General features: G+C 42.9%; 15 protein-coding genes and 1 pseudogene. 14 read left to right on the top strand and 2 right to left on the bottom strand.

Features of this window, described 5'->3' with window-relative positions; translation table 11 throughout:
• Positions 1-2 precede the first annotated feature (2 nt).
• The 9 genes from D0466_RS02070 to D0466_RS02030 all read left to right on the top strand — a co-directional run bounded on the left by D0466_RS02070 (position 3) and on the right by D0466_RS02030 (position 11,446).
• Positions 3-1,040: a glycosyltransferase gene (locus D0466_RS02070; protein WP_117320908.1), complete on the top strand. Its 1,038-nt coding sequence runs from the start codon at positions 3-5 to the stop codon at positions 1,038-1,040.
• Positions 994-1,419 (top strand): GtrA family protein, encoded by a 426-nt coding sequence (locus tag D0466_RS02065; RefSeq protein ID WP_117320907.1) that lies wholly within the window; start codon positions 994-996, stop codon positions 1,417-1,419. Before D0466_RS02070 ends, D0466_RS02065 begins: the two co-directional genes overlap by 47 nt.
• 273 nt (positions 1,420-1,692) lie before the next feature.
• Positions 1,693-2,706, top strand: coding sequence for a glycoside hydrolase family 15 protein (locus D0466_RS02060; RefSeq protein ID WP_117322177.1), 1,014 nt, complete (start codon positions 1,693-1,695; stop codon positions 2,704-2,706).
• Between the two features lie 205 nt (positions 2,707-2,911).
• Positions 2,912-4,858, top strand: a complete 1,947-nt coding sequence (gene glgB, locus D0466_RS02055; RefSeq protein WP_199484485.1) for a 1,4-alpha-glucan branching protein GlgB — start codon at positions 2,912-2,914, stop codon at positions 4,856-4,858.
• On the top strand, positions 4,848-5,993 hold the full coding sequence (locus tag D0466_RS02050; protein WP_117320906.1) for a glucose-1-phosphate adenylyltransferase: 1,146 nt from the start codon (positions 4,848-4,850) through the stop codon (positions 5,991-5,993). Before glgB ends, D0466_RS02050 begins: the two co-directional genes overlap by 11 nt.
• 38 nt (positions 5,994-6,031) lie before the next feature.
• Positions 6,032-7,138, top strand: coding sequence for a glucose-1-phosphate adenylyltransferase subunit GlgD (gene glgD / locus D0466_RS02045; protein ID WP_117320905.1), 1,107 nt, complete (start codon positions 6,032-6,034; stop codon positions 7,136-7,138).
• 13 nt (positions 7,139-7,151) lie between these two features.
• A complete protein-coding gene (gene glgA / locus D0466_RS02040) occupies positions 7,152-8,600 on the top strand; it encodes a glycogen synthase GlgA (protein ID WP_117320904.1) in 1,449 nt (482 codons plus the stop codon).
• Between the two features lie 387 nt (positions 8,601-8,987).
• Positions 8,988-10,097, top strand: a complete 1,110-nt coding sequence (gene proB / locus D0466_RS02035) for a glutamate 5-kinase (protein WP_117320903.1) — start codon at positions 8,988-8,990, stop codon at positions 10,095-10,097.
• A 101-nt stretch (positions 10,098-10,198) separates the two neighbouring features.
• Positions 10,199-11,446 carry a glutamate-5-semialdehyde dehydrogenase gene (locus D0466_RS02030; protein WP_117320902.1) on the top strand — a complete coding sequence of 416 codons (1,248 nt, stop codon included), beginning with the start codon at positions 10,199-10,201 and terminating at the stop codon, positions 11,444-11,446.
• A 73-nt stretch (positions 11,447-11,519) separates the two neighbouring features.
• Here the strand turns inward: D0466_RS02030 and D0466_RS02025 are convergent, their stop codons facing one another.
• Positions 11,520-12,437: a VanW family protein gene (locus D0466_RS02025; protein WP_117320901.1), complete on the bottom strand. Its 918-nt coding sequence runs from the start codon at positions 12,435-12,437 to the stop codon at positions 11,520-11,522.
• Between the two features lie 178 nt (positions 12,438-12,615).
• Between D0466_RS02025 and D0466_RS02020 the strand changes: the two genes are divergently transcribed.
• From D0466_RS02020 to D0466_RS02005, 4 genes and pseudogenes are all read left to right on the top strand, one after another.
• On the top strand, positions 12,616-13,608 hold the full coding sequence (locus D0466_RS02020) for an LLM class flavin-dependent oxidoreductase (RefSeq protein ID WP_117322175.1): 993 nt from the start codon (positions 12,616-12,618) through the stop codon (positions 13,606-13,608).
• A gap of 161 nt (positions 13,609-13,769) precedes the next feature.
• Positions 13,770-14,172 (top strand): annotated as a pseudogene (locus D0466_RS02015) (glutathione-dependent formaldehyde dehydrogenase); the annotation flags it as partial.
• A gap of 223 nt (positions 14,173-14,395) precedes the next feature.
• The gene (locus D0466_RS02010; protein WP_117320900.1) at positions 14,396-15,262 is read left to right on the top strand and encodes a VOC family protein; all 867 of its coding nucleotides are present in this window, start codon (positions 14,396-14,398) and stop codon (positions 15,260-15,262) included.
• A 306-nt stretch (positions 15,263-15,568) separates the two neighbouring features.
• Positions 15,569-15,811 carry a hypothetical protein gene (locus D0466_RS02005; RefSeq protein WP_233522503.1) on the top strand — a complete coding sequence of 81 codons (243 nt, stop codon included), beginning with the start codon at positions 15,569-15,571 and terminating at the stop codon, positions 15,809-15,811.
• 158 nt (positions 15,812-15,969) lie between these two features.
• Here the strand turns inward: D0466_RS02005 and D0466_RS02000 are convergent, their stop codons facing one another.
• Entirely contained in the window at positions 15,970-16,197 is a 228-nt protein-coding gene (locus tag D0466_RS02000) for an alpha/beta-type small acid-soluble spore protein (RefSeq protein WP_117320898.1), read from the bottom strand.
• A 223-nt stretch (positions 16,198-16,420) separates the two neighbouring features.
• Between D0466_RS02000 and D0466_RS01995 the strand changes: the two genes are divergently transcribed.
• Positions 16,421-17,320, top strand: coding sequence for an aldo/keto reductase (locus D0466_RS01995; RefSeq protein ID WP_117320897.1), 900 nt, complete (start codon positions 16,421-16,423; stop codon positions 17,318-17,320).
• The last annotated feature ends 96 nt before the right edge of the window (positions 17,321-17,416 follow it).

Genomic DNA, 17,416 nt, shown 5'->3' with positions numbered 1-17,416 from the left:
GAATGTCAGAACCGATTCTTACAATTGTTGTACCTTGTTATAATGAACAGGAAGCCCTGCCTGAAACAATCAGCCAATTAAGTAATTTGTTACAGGCACTGGCTATGGAGCAACTAGTTTCGAATAAAAGCAAAATTCTTTTCGTTGATGATGGCAGCAAGGATCTTACCTGGCAGATTATCCATAAAGAGAGCCTCAAAAATGAATGGGTGGCGGGCTTGAAGCTTTCAAGGAACGCCGGTCATCAAAATGCCCTGCTGGCCGGCCTTTTTACAGCAAAGGATAAGGCTGATTGTGTTGTATCCATCGATGCCGACCTTCAGGATGATATATCCGTTATCCGGGAATTCGTTTTAAAATTCCGGGAAGGCTTTGACATTGTCTACGGCGTCCGGGAAAAAAGGGAAACAGATTCGTTTTTCAAACGGAGCACCGCTGAAGGCTTTTATAAGTTAATGAAAAAGATGGGGGTCGACCTGGTATACAACCATGCCGATTTTCGGTTAATGTCAAAACGCGCCCTGCATGAATTGGAACGGTTTGAAGAAGTGAATTTGTTCCTGAGGGGAATTGTTCCCCTGATTGGCTTACGATCGGCTTCTGTCTTATACGACAGAAAGGAACGGATGGCAGGGGAAACAAAGTATCCCCTGAGGAAGATGCTTGCCTTTGCTTTTGATGGAATCACATCCTTTTCCGTTACACCCATCCGCCTTGTTCTCTTGGTTGGCATCCTGTCTTTTTTAATCAGTTTTTTGTTCGGCTGCTACTTTTTTGCATTAAAAATTACAGGGAACACAACAACCGGCTGGACTTCTTTGATCACCTCGATCTGGCTGATAGGGGGATTGCAGCTCATTGCTATTGGCCTGATCGGAGAATATATCGGAAAGATATATAAAGAATCAAAACGCAGGCCAAGATACATCGTTGAGCTTGATTCCTATTCGCTACCGATGTCACTTTTATTAAAAAATCAAAAAAGAGACCATTATGACCAATATAACCTTGATTTTAGAGATCTGCCTGAAACGAACTAATTCCTTTATCCGGTTTCTGCTGGTAGGGGTCCTTAACACGATTATAGGGCTTTCAACGATTTTCATACTCCTGAATCTGGCCGGGCTGAATTATTGGGCTGCCACATTCATTGGAAATGGGGCAGGCGCTATTGTCAGCTTTCTTTTAAACAGGGCGTTTACCTTCAAAAGTAGAATTTCCCTAAAAAAAGGGGGATTGTTATTTTTCACGGTCATCATAAGCTGCTATTTTGTCTCTTTTTCCTTAAGCGAGTGGATCAGCAGCCATATTTACGGCATGTTGCCTTTCACAAAGCAAAATCTTTCAGTGGTCCTTGGAACTTGCATCTATACAGTGTCCAATTACACCGGCCAAAAACTCATTGTATTTTCCAAATAGCAAAGGGCGGCTTTTATCACAGAAAGCCGTAAATTTTTTTGGAATAAATTTTTTTACAATACTGCTTTACGATTTATGTTGTCAAAAACCGACAATCTGCATAAACTGGTTACATACAGAAAAATGTTTGGAGCAGTTGCGGGGACGAGAAGTGTAAGCGCTTTATTCAGCGAGAATATCCAGCTCTTGAATATTATTTCTCTTGTTTTGTTTATGATCTTTGATTTTTGGAAAAATGAGAATATAATCCAATTCATTAAGGAGTGTATATTCATGAATGGACAAAAAGCCATTTCTGTTCTTGATAGCATGAGGTTGCCAAATGGGGCCTATACAGCAAGTGTTTCGGATGATTACAGCTATGTTTGGATACGGGACGTGGTATATACGGTCCTGCCATTCCTGCACACCCCCTGCGAAAGGTATGAACAGGCTTACCACAGTATGTTTGATTTATTCAGAAATTACGAGTGGAAAATCGATATCCATACAAAAAAAAGACCTCAGTATCTCTTTGAGTTTATCCATTCGCGTTATTCCACTGACTTAACGGAGCTGCATGTCGAATGGGGCCATGCCCAGAATGATGCAATCGGGGCCTTCCTATGGGGTGTAGGGGAGGGTGTGCGCCATGGCAAAAAAGTAATCAGGGATGCCAAGGATTTACAGATTCTTCAAAAGCTTGTCCATTATCTCGAGTGCTTGCAATATTGGCAAACAAAAGATAACGGCATGTGGGAAGAAAACATGGAAGTTCATGCTTCAAGTGTCGGGGCCTGTGTAGCCGGTTTGCATTCTGTCAAAATGCTCGTGCACGTCAAAGAGGACCTCATCCATAAAGGGGAAGAAACGCTCCGCTTTATGCTGCCCCGGGAAAGTGAAACAAAGGAAACCGATTTGGCCCTTCTTTCACTCGTATACCCTTACAGAATAGTTGACAGAAATATGGCACTTAAAATCGTTACCAATGTAGCCAGCAAGCTGGAGCGCAAAAACGGTGTCATCCGCTATGAAAACGACCAGTATTATAATGAAGGAAGCGAAGCAGAGTGGTGCTTTGGATTGCCTTGGCTTGGGTTATGTTACCGGGAACTTGGAAAGATGGATATGGTACACGAATATAGGTTGAAAACAAAGCGTATCGTCCCTGATAATTGGGAAGTGCCGGAATTATATATCGGAGGCAAAAATACACCGAATAAAAATACACCGCTTGCCTGGGCGGTTGCGCTTTCATACTTGTTTTTGGAAGAGAGAGAGCAGGATGAAATCAGACATGAAGCATAAGATGAAAAGGGGTTATCCTTAAAGGCCTATAAGGCGAAGGGGATTACCCCTTTTTTTGTGCATTACTAAAGTACTGTTTTTTCATTTTTTAACCATTTCGACAATAAAAGACATTACTTGTCAAAGGAATCGCAAATTTCTTATCGAATTATACTTACATCTTTGTTAACAAGAAAAACATCTCAGAAAGGATGTGAGTGCTAATTTGGACCGAACACTAGAAATGAGGCAAGAAATAAGCCCAAGTAAATTAGAATTATATCTTTTTCATGAAGGTACGTTGTTTGAAAGCTATAAAACGTTTGGCGCCCATCCAGTTACACTAAACGGAGTCGATGGAGTCAAATTTACTGTCTGGGCTCCAAATGCCAGGAAGGTGTCTGTTGTCGGCAACTTCAACAATTGGAATGGTTCACATCATACGATGGACCGTATAAACAGCACAGGGATATGGGTTCTTTTCATCCCTGGCCTGCAGGAGGGCGAATTATATAAGTACGAAATACTTACCCAGTGGAACAGTGTGGTGCTTAAGGCTGACCCCTATGCCTTCTTTTCTGAATTACGGCCAAACACAGCTTCCATCGTGCACCGGTTTGGCAATTATGAATGGAAAGACCAAAAATGGATGTCGCTTAGGGCAAAATCAAACCCGTACCATAAACCCTTGCTGATTTATGAAGTTCATCTCGGTTCATGGAAGTTAAAGGAAAATGGTGAACTGTACAGCTATAGGGATCTTGCCGCAGAGCTTATTCCGCACGTGCTGGAAAACGGGTTTACCCATATTGAGGTCATGCCGGTAATGGAGCATCCATTCGATGGCTCATGGGGTTATCAAATTACCGGTTTTTATTCCTTAACAAGCCGGTTTGGCACACCGGAAGATTTTATGTACTTCGTCGACCAATGCCACCAAAATGGAATTGGTGTCCTCCTCGATTGGGTTCCGGCCCACTTCTGTAAAGATATTCACGGCCTGGGGCGATTTGATGGGAGCTCCCTATACGAGCATGCTGACCCTCGCAGGGGCGAGCGACCTATATGGGGAACCTATAGCTTTGATTTTGAAAAGCCGGAGGTTGTAAGTTTCCTTATCTCCAATGCCCTGTTTTGGATGGAATATTACCATATAGATGGATTCCGCGTGGACGCCGTGTCTTCCATGATTTTATTAAACCATGACAACCCGCTGCCAGAGAGGCTTACAAACCAATACGGCGGGGAAGAAAACGAGGCTGCAATCAGTTTTTTGAAAAAGCTTAATGAAACAGTTTTTATGAAATATCCCGGGGCACTGATGGTGGCTGAAGAAGCAACTGAGTGGCCGCTTGTAACCGGACCAACTGATGCAGGTGGCCTTGGGTTTAATTATAAATGGAACATGGGATGGGTAAATGACATTCTTAAATATATGAAACTTGATCCCCATGAAAGGGTCCATCACCCTAATCTTTTGACCTTTTCATTTTTCTATGCATTCGCCGAAAATTTTGTTCTTCCTTTTTCCCATGATGATGTCGTACATGGGAAGCTTTCCTTACTGGACAAGATGCCAGGGGATTATTGGCAAAAATTCGCAAACTTAAGGCTGCTATACGGCTATTTCATGGCACATCCCGGTAAAAAATTATTGTTTATGGGAAGCGAACTGGGACCATTTGCTGAATGGAAGGATAAGGAACAGCTAGATTGGCATTTGCTGGATTACCCATCGCATAGGAAGCTAAATCATTATGTGAAATCCCTGAACAGGTTTTATCAGGATACATCCAGTTTATGGCGGCTTGACCATGAACAAGATGGCTTTGGCTGGATCAATCATAGCCACAAGGAAAATGTGTTGGTATTTACCAGAAAAGGAAAGAGGAAAGGGGATTACTGTATCGTTGTCTGCAACTTTTCCACAAATGTCTATAATAATTTCCGCATTGGAATTCCATCACCCGGAAGTTTTATAGAGGTCTTTAACAGCGACGGGGATTCATACGGGGGGTCCGGACAATTGAATGATGGGGCAATCATGGCTGAAAAACTGCCTTACCACAATCAACGATACAGCATGGAAATCACCGTTCCTCCTTTAGGAATCGCCATCTTTATGAAACAAACAAAAAAACGGCGGGGGAGAGATAATCACAATGGGAAATAAAAAATGGATTGCAATGTTATTGGCGGGCGGCCAAGGGTCTCGGCTTGGGGAGCTGACACATCAGCTTGCAAAGCCGGCAGTATCATTTGGCGGGAAATACAGAATTATTGACTTTGCATTAAGCAATTGCACCCATTCCGGGATTGATACGGTGGGAGTATTAACCCAATACCAGCCCCATTTATTAAATGCCTACGTGGGAAATGGAAGGGCATGGGACCTGGACCGAAACTGCGGCGGGGTATCAGTTCTCCCTCCTTATCAAGGGAAAACAGGCGGGCATTGGTATGAAGGGACAGCAGATGCAGTTTATCAAAACCTTCAATTTATCGACCAATATGACCCTGAAAATGTATTAGTCATTTCTGGAGACCACATCTATAAAATGGATTATAACAAACTGCTAAAGTATCACATGAAACAAGGTGCACATGCAACAATTGCAGTCATACAAGTGCCGTGGCATGAGGCAAACCGGTTTGGCATTATGAATACAGATAATGAAGATAAAATAATAGAATTCGAAGAAAAGCCCATGAACCCTAAAAGTAATCTCGCTTCGATGGGAGTTTATCTGTTCAATTGGAAAGTCCTAAAGAGTTATTTAATCCAGGACCAACAGAATCCCGCCTCTTCAAATGATTTCGGAAAGGATATCATACCGAAAATGCTTGGTGCCGGCAGCAGCATGTATGCTTACCGTTTCGATGGATATTGGAAGGATGTCGGGACAATACAAAGCTTGTGGGAAGCGCATATGGACCTTTTGGACGCAAATTCCACACTTACACTTACTGATCCAAATTGGCAAATATACGCGGGCAATCCAAATCATCCGCCCCAGTACATTTCAGCCGAAGCCGAAGTGAAACAATCACTTGTAAACGAAGGCTCCATCATTTACGGCAAGATCCGGCATTCCGTACTTTCTTACAATGTACAGGTAGGAGCCGGCTCTACCATCATTGATTCAGTCATCATGCCGAATGTTACGATCGGGGAAAATGTGATTATTGAAAAAGCCATCATATCAAATAATGCCGTCATAGAAGATGGTGCTGTAATACGTCCGTCGAAAGAATCCGGCGATGTGATCCTGTATGGGGACAGCCAAAGAATCTCGTCTCATATTTAAAAATAATAAAAAACAGTAGATACATAGGGGTGATGGATATGGGAAGCGTGTTGGGAGTAATAAACCTAATAAATGAAAAACCATTTCTAAAAGAATTAACACAGCACCGCTGCATGGCGTCCGTTCCGTTCGCAGGGCGTTATCGCCTTATCGACTTTACATTATCGAACTTCATCAATGCATCCATTACAAAGGTGGCTGTTTTCACAAAAGACAAATACAGGTCGGTAATGGACCATTTAGGGTCAGGGAAAGAATGGGATCTAGACAGGAGAAATGGCGGCTTATTCATTTTGCCTCCTATCCATCCTGATGAAAGACTAAAAGGCGACCTGGAACATTTTCATGACCACCTCGAGTTTTTTCAACGATCGCACGCTGACACCGTGGTTATTTCCCCAGGCCTGCATGTAAGCAAAATTGATTATAATGAAGTGATTGCCCAGCATAAAGCAGAACAGGCAGATATAACTGTCGTTTACAAAGACTATCAAGGGGACCCTGTTGAGAAACCGGTTTATCATACTTGTTCAATTGATGACAAAGGGACAGTAACCGATATCCAGCTCTATACCTACCCGATGCCAGGGGAAGCAGTGTGCTTGGAAACATTCGTAATCAGCAAGGATTTATTGATTGAACTAATAACCAAATGTGTGGAAAACGGTGAGTATGACTTGATTAAAGATGCGGTCAAGGCGAACCTCCACAGCCTTAGGGTGAAATCTTACAAGTTTACAGGAGAAATGCCATTTATCCATTCTGTTGATAGCTTTCATTCCGGCAACATGGAATTTCTAAAGCCTGAAATTGTGCGTTCGTATTTCTATGAAACATGGGATTTATACACAAAAGTGAAGCATGAAGCACCAGCATATTATGGGGCTTCCTCGAGGACAAGCTACTCTTTGATCGCAAACGGCTGCGAAATTGAAGGGGTTGTCGAGAATAGCATTATTTTCCGCGGCGTAAAAATCCACCCGGGAGCAGTCGTAAAAAACAGCATCATCATGCAAAAAGGGGAAATTGGCCCTGGAGCTTACATTGAAAATGTAATTATGGATAAACAAGCACGAATCAAAGAAAATGCAACGGTAGTGGGCGGCTTGCAGCCAGTAGTCATCAAAAAAGAAGAAATCATCTAATGGAGGATCAATGATGAATGTATTATTTGCCGCTTCCGAATGTGCCCCATTCATAAAAACAGGCGGCCTCGGGGATGTAATCGGCACTTTGCCCAGGGCATTAAAAAAGTATGATATGGAAGTCAGTGTAATTCTACCAAAGTACGGTGACCTGCCGCTGCAATATAAAACGCAATTATCTTTCCTCGCAAGCATTGAAGTTCCGGTTGGCTGGAGAAGGCAATATTGCGGAATAGAAAAACTGGAATACCAGGGTATTACATATTATTTTCTTGACAATGAGTACTATTTTAAACGGCATGGCAGCTACGGTTTTTTTGATGACGGCGAACGGTTTGCCTTTTTCTCAAGGGCGATCCTTGAAGCTTTACCGCATTTAGAGAAAAAAACGGATATCATCCACTGCCACGATTGGCAGACGGGACCTGTCAGTGTCTTATTAAAAGCACATTACCATAATCATCCTTTCTACAAAGGAATCAAGACGGTTTTTACCATCCATAATTTACGTTATCAAGGAATCTATCCGAAAAATGTATTAGCCGAACTATTGGATTTAAGCGATCTTTATTTTCATATCGATGCATTGGAGTTTCATGGAAATATAAGTTACATGAAAGCGGGACTTGCCTTTTCTGACCAATTGACAACGGTAAGCCCTTCATATGCTGCCGAAATCCAAATGCCTTATTTTGGTGAAAACCTTGACGGCTTCTTAAGGAAACGCAGCGGCCAGTTGATCGGCATCTTAAACGGCATTGATACGAATGATTACAATCCTGAATCCGATCAAGCGATATTCGCTTCCTATGAAGATTGGGACGGTAAGCTTAAAAACAAGCAGATGCTGCAGGAATATTTGAATCTTCCTGCCAGGAAGCATATTCCCATCATATCATTGGTCACACGGCTTGTTGAACAGAAAGGCATCGATTTAATTCTTCATGTGATACATGAAATTATGAACCAGGGTGTCCAATTGGTCGTCCTTGGAACCGGAGATTGGAACTATGAACAGGCATTCAGGGATTTAGCCGCACAATACCCGGAGCATATAAGGTTTGCGAATTATTTCAATGACTCCCTGGCCCGCAAAATATATGCCGGATCAGATATTTTCCTAATGCCTTCCCAATTTGAGCCTTGCGGAATCGGACAGCTTCTCGCCATGAGATACGGCACGCTGCCAATCGTGAGGGAAACCGGCGGCCTCAAGGATTCTGTAGTTCCATATCATGAATTTACCGATGAAGGATTCGGCTTTAGTTTCACGAATTATAATGCACATGACATGTTATATACCATTGAAAAGGCCGTATGGCTATACAGATTCCAGCCAAAAAAATGGCAGAAGCTTGTTGAGAAAGCGATGGAACTGGATTATAGCTGGGAAGCTTCAGCCAAAGAATATAAAACACTTTATCAGGAATTGTTTGCTGGAAAGCAACTCACCGAAAGGTAATGGGGCATTCTGCTATATGTTTTTACAATCTTTCCATTGACATTTTCGGAAATGACTAGGATAATATTAAAAAATAATGAACGTTAAAGGAAGAATAGTATTCAGATCCTTAAGTGACAGAGAGCGGGGTTTATTAGCTGGAAGGCCCTGCCACGATAAGCCTGTAGAACCTGCTTCCCGAGTCCCATGCAAAACATGGGCGCCTAAAACCGGGCGTTATCCGGCAAAGCGGGATGCCATTATGCATCCAATTAAGGTGGTACCACGGAAAATAAGCCCTTTCGTCCTTTTTGACAGGATGAACAGGGCTTTTTTACATTGGCTGGGAAGGCCCTTGCATACTAACCTGTGTCATAAAGGATGAAGCTCATTGGAGGTCAGAAAAAAATGGAAAGAAAACGGATTGTGGTGAAAATCGGCAGCAGTTCTTTAACAAACCCAAAAGGTGAAATTGACCAGGAAAAGTTCATGGACCATATTCAGGCAATCGCTGCTCTAAAGCGTGCTGGGCATGAAGTCCTGTTAGTATCATCAGGAGCCGTTGCAGCCGGGTTCACCCGTTTAGGCTATCCGGCAAGGCCTGTTACGCTTAAAGGAAAACAGGCAGCCGCCGCCGTTGGCCAAAGCTTGTTGATCCAGTCTTACATGGAAAAGCTGGGCCAATTTGGGATTGTGCCCGCACAAATCTTGTTGACGAGGAACGATTTTTCCAAAAAAGAACGATATAGGAACGCATACGCAACCGTTATGGAGCTGTTGGAACGCGGCATTTTGCCGATTTTCAATGAAAATGATACGGTGTCTGTAGAGGAGCTGACATTCGGGGATAATGATATGTTATCTGCACTAGTCAGCGGGATGGTTCATGCCGGGCAGTTAATCATCTTAACGGATATAAACGGATTATATGATTCCAATCCGAGAAAAAATCCTTCAGCCCAAAGAATTGACAAGATCAAAGAAATCACGGAAGAAATGCTAGAAGGAGCAGAGGGAGCCGGTTCCATGGTCGGCACAGGGGGGATGCTGTCAAAATTAATGGCGGCAAAAACAGCCCTTTCCCTGGGGGTACCTACATTCATTGGATACGGCCAGGGAAGCGGCAAGCTGCTTGAAATTCTCGAAGGCGGCGGGGATGGAACATATATCGGTGAAAATCAACTTGCACAGGTAAAAGGCAGCAAACAATGGATCGCCCTTCATTCCTCTGTAAGGGGCCAAATTTATATTGATGCAGGGGCAGAGGAAGCCCTGCTTAACAAAGGAAAAAGTTTACTTCCTGCAGGAATCTATAAAATTGCCGGAACATTTGAAAAAGGAGATGTCGTAGAGGTCATTGGGGCAAATGGGCTGGCCGGAAAAGGAGAAGTTCTTTTTTCATCTGAAACACTTCAAAACATCATCGGCAAGCGAAGCGAGGATTTGAAATTTGATACGAAAGTTACGATTGAAGTGATTCACCGTGATCAATGGGTTCGGGCAGTCGATAGTATGTAAAAATTAGCGTCCGGTTCAAACTCATAAATGCGATGAAAATAAAGGCAGCGAAAGATCGAAAATGTTGCGATTAACCCATATTCCAAGAAGGGGGAAGGAAAATGAGCGAGGTAATTGAAAAAGGCAAGGCTGCTAAATTGGCCAGCTTTACAATGGCCGGAAAAACGACGGAAGAAAAAAATGAAGCGCTGGGCAAGATTGCCGAGCAGCTCATAAAGGAGCAAAACCGCCTCCTTAATGAAAATCAAAAGGACATTGAACAGGGAAAACAAAAAGGACTATCAGAATCGATTTTAGACAGGATCCTTTTAACCGAGGATCGAATTAAAGCAATGGCTGATGCCATCCTGTTATTGATAGAAATGAACGACCCGATTGGAGAAAAGCTTGAAACGATAAATAAAGAAAACGGATTGCTGATTGAAAAGAGAAGGGTTCCGCTAGGAGTCGTAGGCATGATTTATGAAGCGAGGCCGAATGTGACCATTGATGCCGCAACATTATCAATGAAAACTGGAAATGCCGTTATTTTACGAGGCAGTTCTTCGGCCGCATATTCCAATCAGGCGCTGGTACAATGCATTCACAACGCCTTGAAAGAAACAATGATCCCACAGGAAGCTGTCCAATTGATCGAGGATACAAGCAGGGAAACGGCGAAAGAACTATTTACCTTAAACCAGTATTTAGATGTCTTGATTCCGAGAGGCGGCAAAAATCTGATTGACACAGTCGTAAGAGAATCGACAGTACCTGTGTTGGAAACTGGAGCTGGAAACTGCCACATTTATATCGATGAAACAGCTGACTATCGTATGGCTGAACAAATAGTCTTAAACGCAAAAACCCAGCGGCCAAGCGTATGCAATGCAATAGAGTCCTTGCTTATCCATGAAAAATGGTTTGCTGGCAATGGCAGACAATTATTGTACGCCTTACATGAAAACCATGTCGAAATTTTTGGTGACCGGGTGGTTCGGGATGTTTTTCCTGAAGCGAAACAGGCAACGGAAGAAGATTGGTCAACCGAGTATTTAGCACTTTCTATCAGCATAAAAGTGGTAAGCAGGGTAGAAGAAGCCATCAACCATATTAATCAATACGGAACCAGGCATTCAGAAGCAATCCTCACCGAAAATGAACGACACGCTGCGTTGTTTTTGACCAATGTCGATGCAGCTGCTGTATACCATAATGCTTCGACCCGCTTCACCGACGGCTTTGAATTTGGATATGGGGCAGAAATCGGTATTAGTACACAGAAGCTTCATGCAAGAGGTCCGATGGGACTGCCCGCCCTGACTTCAACGAAATATTTTATTTACGGACAAGGGCAAATCCGGAAATAGGAATAGGCCGCCAGTTAAAAACTCCAGGAAACTATCCTCCAGCATCGCTTTTTTTCGAATATGCTGGGGGACATTATAGTTTTTTTCTTACTTTGATTTCTCTTGGGAGAGCCCGTGTCATACCGGGAATCATTTTGGATTGATATTGTAGTGTTTCCGATGAGTAAATCGTTATGGCCAAGCTTCCGTACCCGACTTTTGTCCGGATTAAGATTGGCTGATTATATTTATTTTGAAATCTGAAATCAGGCCCATACCAACTTACTGTAGCATCTCGTCCTGAAGGAACGTATGGTACTCTTTTACTGTGGGAGAATCGTTGGACAATCCTTATTCCCGCATGGTCAACCGCATTAAATAAAGTGGAGGACACTTGGCATATCCCTCCGCCAATTCCCTCCGCCAATTCCCCTTTCACAATAACGGGTGCACGCAAGTACCCTTTTTCGGCAGTTCTTTTCCCCACCACCTGGTTAAAGGAAAACGTCTCTCCGGGCATAACCACATAGTTGTTAATCGCTTTTGCAGCAAGAGTGAGATTGTGGATACGGGGCTTATTGTTTCCATTAAAATAAGTAACGTATTGGCCTATGCGTTTTTCCCGGATTTGCGAAAGCAGCTCACTATCGACTTTTGGATAGAGGGATTGAACCGGAACCCGTACCACCGATGGTTTGCCATAAAAAAAAGAAGCAGCTGAACGATCAATAAAAGTTGCCCGATCCAACCTATAACCAGATTTTTCCGCTATAATGTTTCCATTATCATCAAGTACTGCATTTACGGGTGCCCGGTACACCTTTTGATCCAGATCATTAATAAGTTTATTGAATTTCACCGTATCGATCATTTTTATTCCAGGAAAAGGCAAGAGAAACTCCGCCTGTTCAACTTCTGAAAGCACATGGCCGTTATGTGTGAATGATATATTACCACTGGAGTTGTATGGATTTATTAGTAAAAAAATGGCTGTTACCCATAAAAATTTCATTTTCGAGCTCACCTCCCTTATTTAGTATGGAATGAAATCATCTTTTCATGTGAAGAAGAATTGAAACCCATTATCAGGAGGGCCAAAAAATTGCAATCAAAAGGGAAAGTGACTAAGATAATTAGAAAACACCCATATAGTTAGGAAGCACAATCGAAATATGAAAGAAGGAGCTATTTTGAGGCTTAGTATTTTAGATCAGTCCCCAATCCTGTCCGGCGCCACACCAACAGATGCCTTACAGGAATCAGTAAAACTTGCGCAATTGGGAGAGCAACTAGGATTCACACGGTACTGGATTGCAGAACATCATGATCTGGAGGGCCTTGCATGTTCTGCACCTGAGGTCATGCTTCCGTATATCGGGGCAAATACACACAAGATACGAATTGGTTCAGGGGCGGTATTATTGCCACACTATAAACCATATAAAGTTGCGGAAATCTACAATATGCTAGCTACGCTATTTCCTGATCGAATTGATTTAGGAATCGGCAGGGCACCCGGCGCTTCAGCGGAAGCAACCCTGGCCCTCTCGAACAACTTTCTGGAAGGCGTGCGAAACATGCCCGAGTCTGTTGAGGAGCTGTTGAAATTCTTATATAACGATTTTCCGGAAGGCCATATGTTTTCCAAAGTGTCTGCTTCACCGGTTCCAATTGTGGCACCTGAAACCTGGCTTCTCGGGACCAGCGGGAAAAGCGCTGTCCTGGCAGCGGAAAATGGAATGTCCTATGCATTCGGACAATTCATGAGTGATCAGGATGGAGCCGGAATCGTAGAAAACTATAGAAATAATTTTAAGCCGAAAGAAGCGTTAAATGTTCCGAACGTAATTCTTGCCGTTTCCGTCATTTGTGCTGAAACTACCGAAAAATCGGAGGAGCTGGCATTGAGCAGCCATTTATGGAGCATACAGTCAGAACAAGGCGGAGGAAACGGCGGCATTCCTTCACTCGATGAAGCAAAACAATTCTTTAGTTCCAAAGAAGATAAAAAACAGGTCCAAGCAAATTCTAAGCTTGTGGCTGGCAACCCCAGAGAAGTAAAACAAAGGCTTACCGACCTGCAAGAACGATACCGCGCTGACGAACTCATGATCGTCACAATCACACCAACTTACGAAGACCGTATCCGTTCCTATCAGCTGATAGCGGACGAAATGCTGTAAGTATTCATACACTCCAGAAGGCAGCCTGCGACCATTCGCCAGGCTGCCTTTTGGCAGCAGGATCCTTCATCCATCAAGAAAAATGGAAAGTGTTTAATTGTACTTTATATGTTTATAGATAATTAGCGCCTAATACCTCTTTTTGGAAATAAATGTTAAAAGGTGGAGCCGATGTCGTTCTGGATTCGTTGGGCAGGATGGGAAAATGACCCCGATGGAATATCTTGCATCTTTTGTTTTACTCCAGGGAGGATCAATGCAGGACTAGTTATGGCCACCCAGGCTGTTAGAAAGGGAGACACCATTCAGATAACAGGTGCGTACGGGGCAAGGTATAATGCTTTACCGCTAGGCGATATATTCCAGCGCAATATTACAATTAAGTCCGGACAAGCGCCCGTTATTCACTATATGCCTTATCTTCACGTCTTGATTAATCAAGGTAAGATCGGTTCCGGAGATATTATCACACATGTTCTTCCTCTTGACGATGCAGAAAAAGGTTATGAATTTTTTGATGCGAAAACGGCTAACTGCATTAAGGTTGTCCTAAAACCTCATTGATTTACAATTGTTCTGTATGAAAAGGGGTGCCATTGCTTAAAATAATGCGCACCCTTCTTATATCCCCTGGATACAAAACCAAACAGCTCTCCCATAAAAAGCTGAAAAAATCCTTCTTTGGGTTATTAAAAATTATATCCTTGACAGATTAATACTTATCAATCTATACTTACTTACATAAAGTAAGTTAATAAAATTAGATAATAGAAGAGAGGTTCCTAATGTGAATTTCCATCAAGCTCCTTGTACTTATGTCGGACATGTGCATTTAAAGGTTCAAGATTTGAATCGTTCCCTTAATTTTTATCAGGAAATAATCGGACTCAGGATACTGGAACAAACCGAAAATAGAGTGTTGCTCACAGCCGATGGGAAGATTCCGCTGCTAAAAATTGAACAACCAGAAAACGTAACGCCAAACCAACCTAATCGCACTGGTTTGTACCATTTTGCTTTGCTTGTCCCAAAGCGATCAGATTTGGCCGAAGTACTGCTACACTTGCTTCAGGCAGGATATCCCTTGCAAGGGGCTTCCGACCATCTTGTAAGTGAAGCCATTTATCTGGCAGATCCCGACGGGAATGGAATTGAAATTTATCGTGACCGTCCTTCCGAGTCATGGAATTGGGACGGCAGGGATGTAGTGATGACAACCGAGCCACTGCAGGCCCAAAATCTGTTGGCGGAGGGTAAGGGAAACGAATGGCAGGGGCTGCCAAGCGGAACAATAATGGGACATATCCATTTGCAGGTGTCTGATCTTGATGCGGCAGAGAAGTTTTATTGCAAAGGGCTTGGTTTGATACTTGTGAACAGCAAATATGGACAAAGCGCCCGTTTTGTTTCCTCAGGCGGCTACCATCACCATATCGGGTTGAATACCTGGCACAGCAAAGGGGCCCCGGCCGCTGATGAAAACAGCGTAGGGCTTAAATTATTCTCTTTGGTACTGCCAAGCCAAGAAGCAAGAAGCAGAGCTGTTGCTCAAGTACGTGAAATGGGCGCAATCGTAATAGAAGAAAATGGCACTCCTTTTGCAAAAGATCCCTCAGGAAATCTAATTGAACTCCAAGTTTATACCTCAATTTAGGATTTTCCTGGGCGAGGACAAAACCTTACATCTGGGTTTTGTCCCTTTTTATTTAACAAGAGAAAAATGGAGAAACGGTTTATAAAAGTATTTATGGGAGATCATACAGCCCGGAATTGGACATGGAACTTAAGATGAACACAATCGAAAAAGCAGTGAATACTGGGATAAATAGTTCTTATTGGAAGGAAGTTGTTTTTGAGTAACTGGGCATAATGTTCATGTTGAACAATCTCTGTTTTGGAACTTTATTAAAGGAGGGGACAGATAATGCCCGAAGAAAATGTATTCTCGCCGGATCCCTATGTGCAGAAGACAGTTGAAGACATATGGCGTACGACCTGCGGCAACTGGAAGAATTGTAATCATAGCACCCTTCAAGCATTGTTGTCGGAATGCGGTAAGCACAGCATTGATCCGCAATATTGCATGAGCTGGGTTGAAGAACACAGTGGGAACATACCAGACTGGCCTGCTGTTGCCGAAACGGCCCGGGACTGGGTGAATAAACATACATCCACAGGTTCTCCGATCGTTTCGTCTGATTAAGCAACACAGTAAGCTAAAGCCGGAAAAGGGCTTTAGCTTCTTACTTAGCGGAATAACAATTGAAAGGCTACCTGTAAGGAAACAGGTAGCCTAAGCCATAAATATTTAATTTTATAAATTGGAGATAAAATGTGATTTTCTATCTTGCCTTACCCCGATTAGCGAGTAGTTCCGCCCATTTGACCACCAAATTGGCCAGCTAATTGAGATTGGGCAGTAGCAACTAAACGCTTAGTGATTTCACCACCAACTGAACCGTTAGCACGAGAAACTGTTTCAGCACCAAGCTGTACACCGAATTCAGTAGCAATTTCATACTTCATTTGATCGATAGCTTGTTGAGCGCCTGGCACTAGCTTGTCACGATTTCCACCGCTTCTTGACATGTGTTTTCACCTCCTTTTGGTTTGTACTCTTAATCTCCCTTGTTTTGTGCATGTTAATACTTTGTAAATATTGGCTATATATGAAATGTTTCCATTGGAATCCCCGTCCAGGCAGGAATACAATGTATGAATTTTACAGGGGGCGCTCGGTACACTAATAGATAAATCAGTAACTAAGAGCTGATACAACGTACGGGTTTACACCCAGAAAGCGAGGCCGAAAATGGCGTATTTTGAAAAGCAAGGACTTGAAGTTATCAGAAACCGGCTCGAAAACCGCACAGTAACATTGGCTGATGGCACGGCGGTTCCGTGCCTGGGTCAGGGGACGTGGTACATGGGTGAAAACATTAAGGCAAGAGATTCAGAGGTCAGAGCGCTGCAATCGGGAATTGATTTAGGCATGAAGCTGATTGATACCGCTGAAATGTATGGTGAAGGCGACTCTGAGCTTATGGTAGGGGAAGCCATCAAAGGAAGAAGGAATGATGTGTTCCTTGTGTCAAAGGTTTATCCTCATCATGCAGGGCTAGACATGATCTCAAAAGCATGTGAAAACAGTTTAAAACGATTGAAGACAGACCATTTAGATCTTTATCTTTTACATTGGAGAGGCCGGATTCCATTAGCCGAAACAATAGACGGCATGGAAAAGCTGCGAAAGGAAGGCAAGATTTTGAGATGGGGCGTTTCGAACTTTGATACGGATGATATGGAGGAACTATGGAACACAGAGAACGGTAAAAATTGTACGGTGAATCAGGTTTTATATAACTTGGGTTCCCGAGGGATTGATTTTGACCTTTTGCCATGGCAGAAAGCACATAATATGCCAATTATGGCATATAGCCCGCTTGCACATAGAGACTCCTTGCGGACACAGCTTCAGAGTAGTCCAATCGTGAACGAAATAGCAGAAGATCATCGCGTAAAGGCTCTGCAAATTGCTTTAGCCTGGACGATACGAACGGATCAAGTAATTGCGATTCCAAAAGCAGTGCAAGAGCAGCATATTTTTGAAAACGCACAAGCAGCGACAATTCATTTCACTCAGGATGAACTGGAGAGATTGGATGAAGCCTTCCCGAGACCGCAAAAGAAAATTCCTCTGGATATAATTTAACCATGTCTTTAACACAAGAATATTCTTTATTTGAACATAGCGAACGAAAATTATCATAAGAATGAATTATAAAAAAAGGAAAAAAGCCTCCCTGAA

Origin of the sequence: Peribacillus glennii (assembly GCF_003429105.1) — a bacterium.
GTDB classification, from domain to species: domain Bacteria; phylum Bacillota; class Bacilli; order Bacillales; family DSM-1321; genus Peribacillus; species Peribacillus glennii.
Note: the sequence above shows the minus strand (reverse complement) of the source record. Positions and strands in the feature narration are given on the sequence as shown.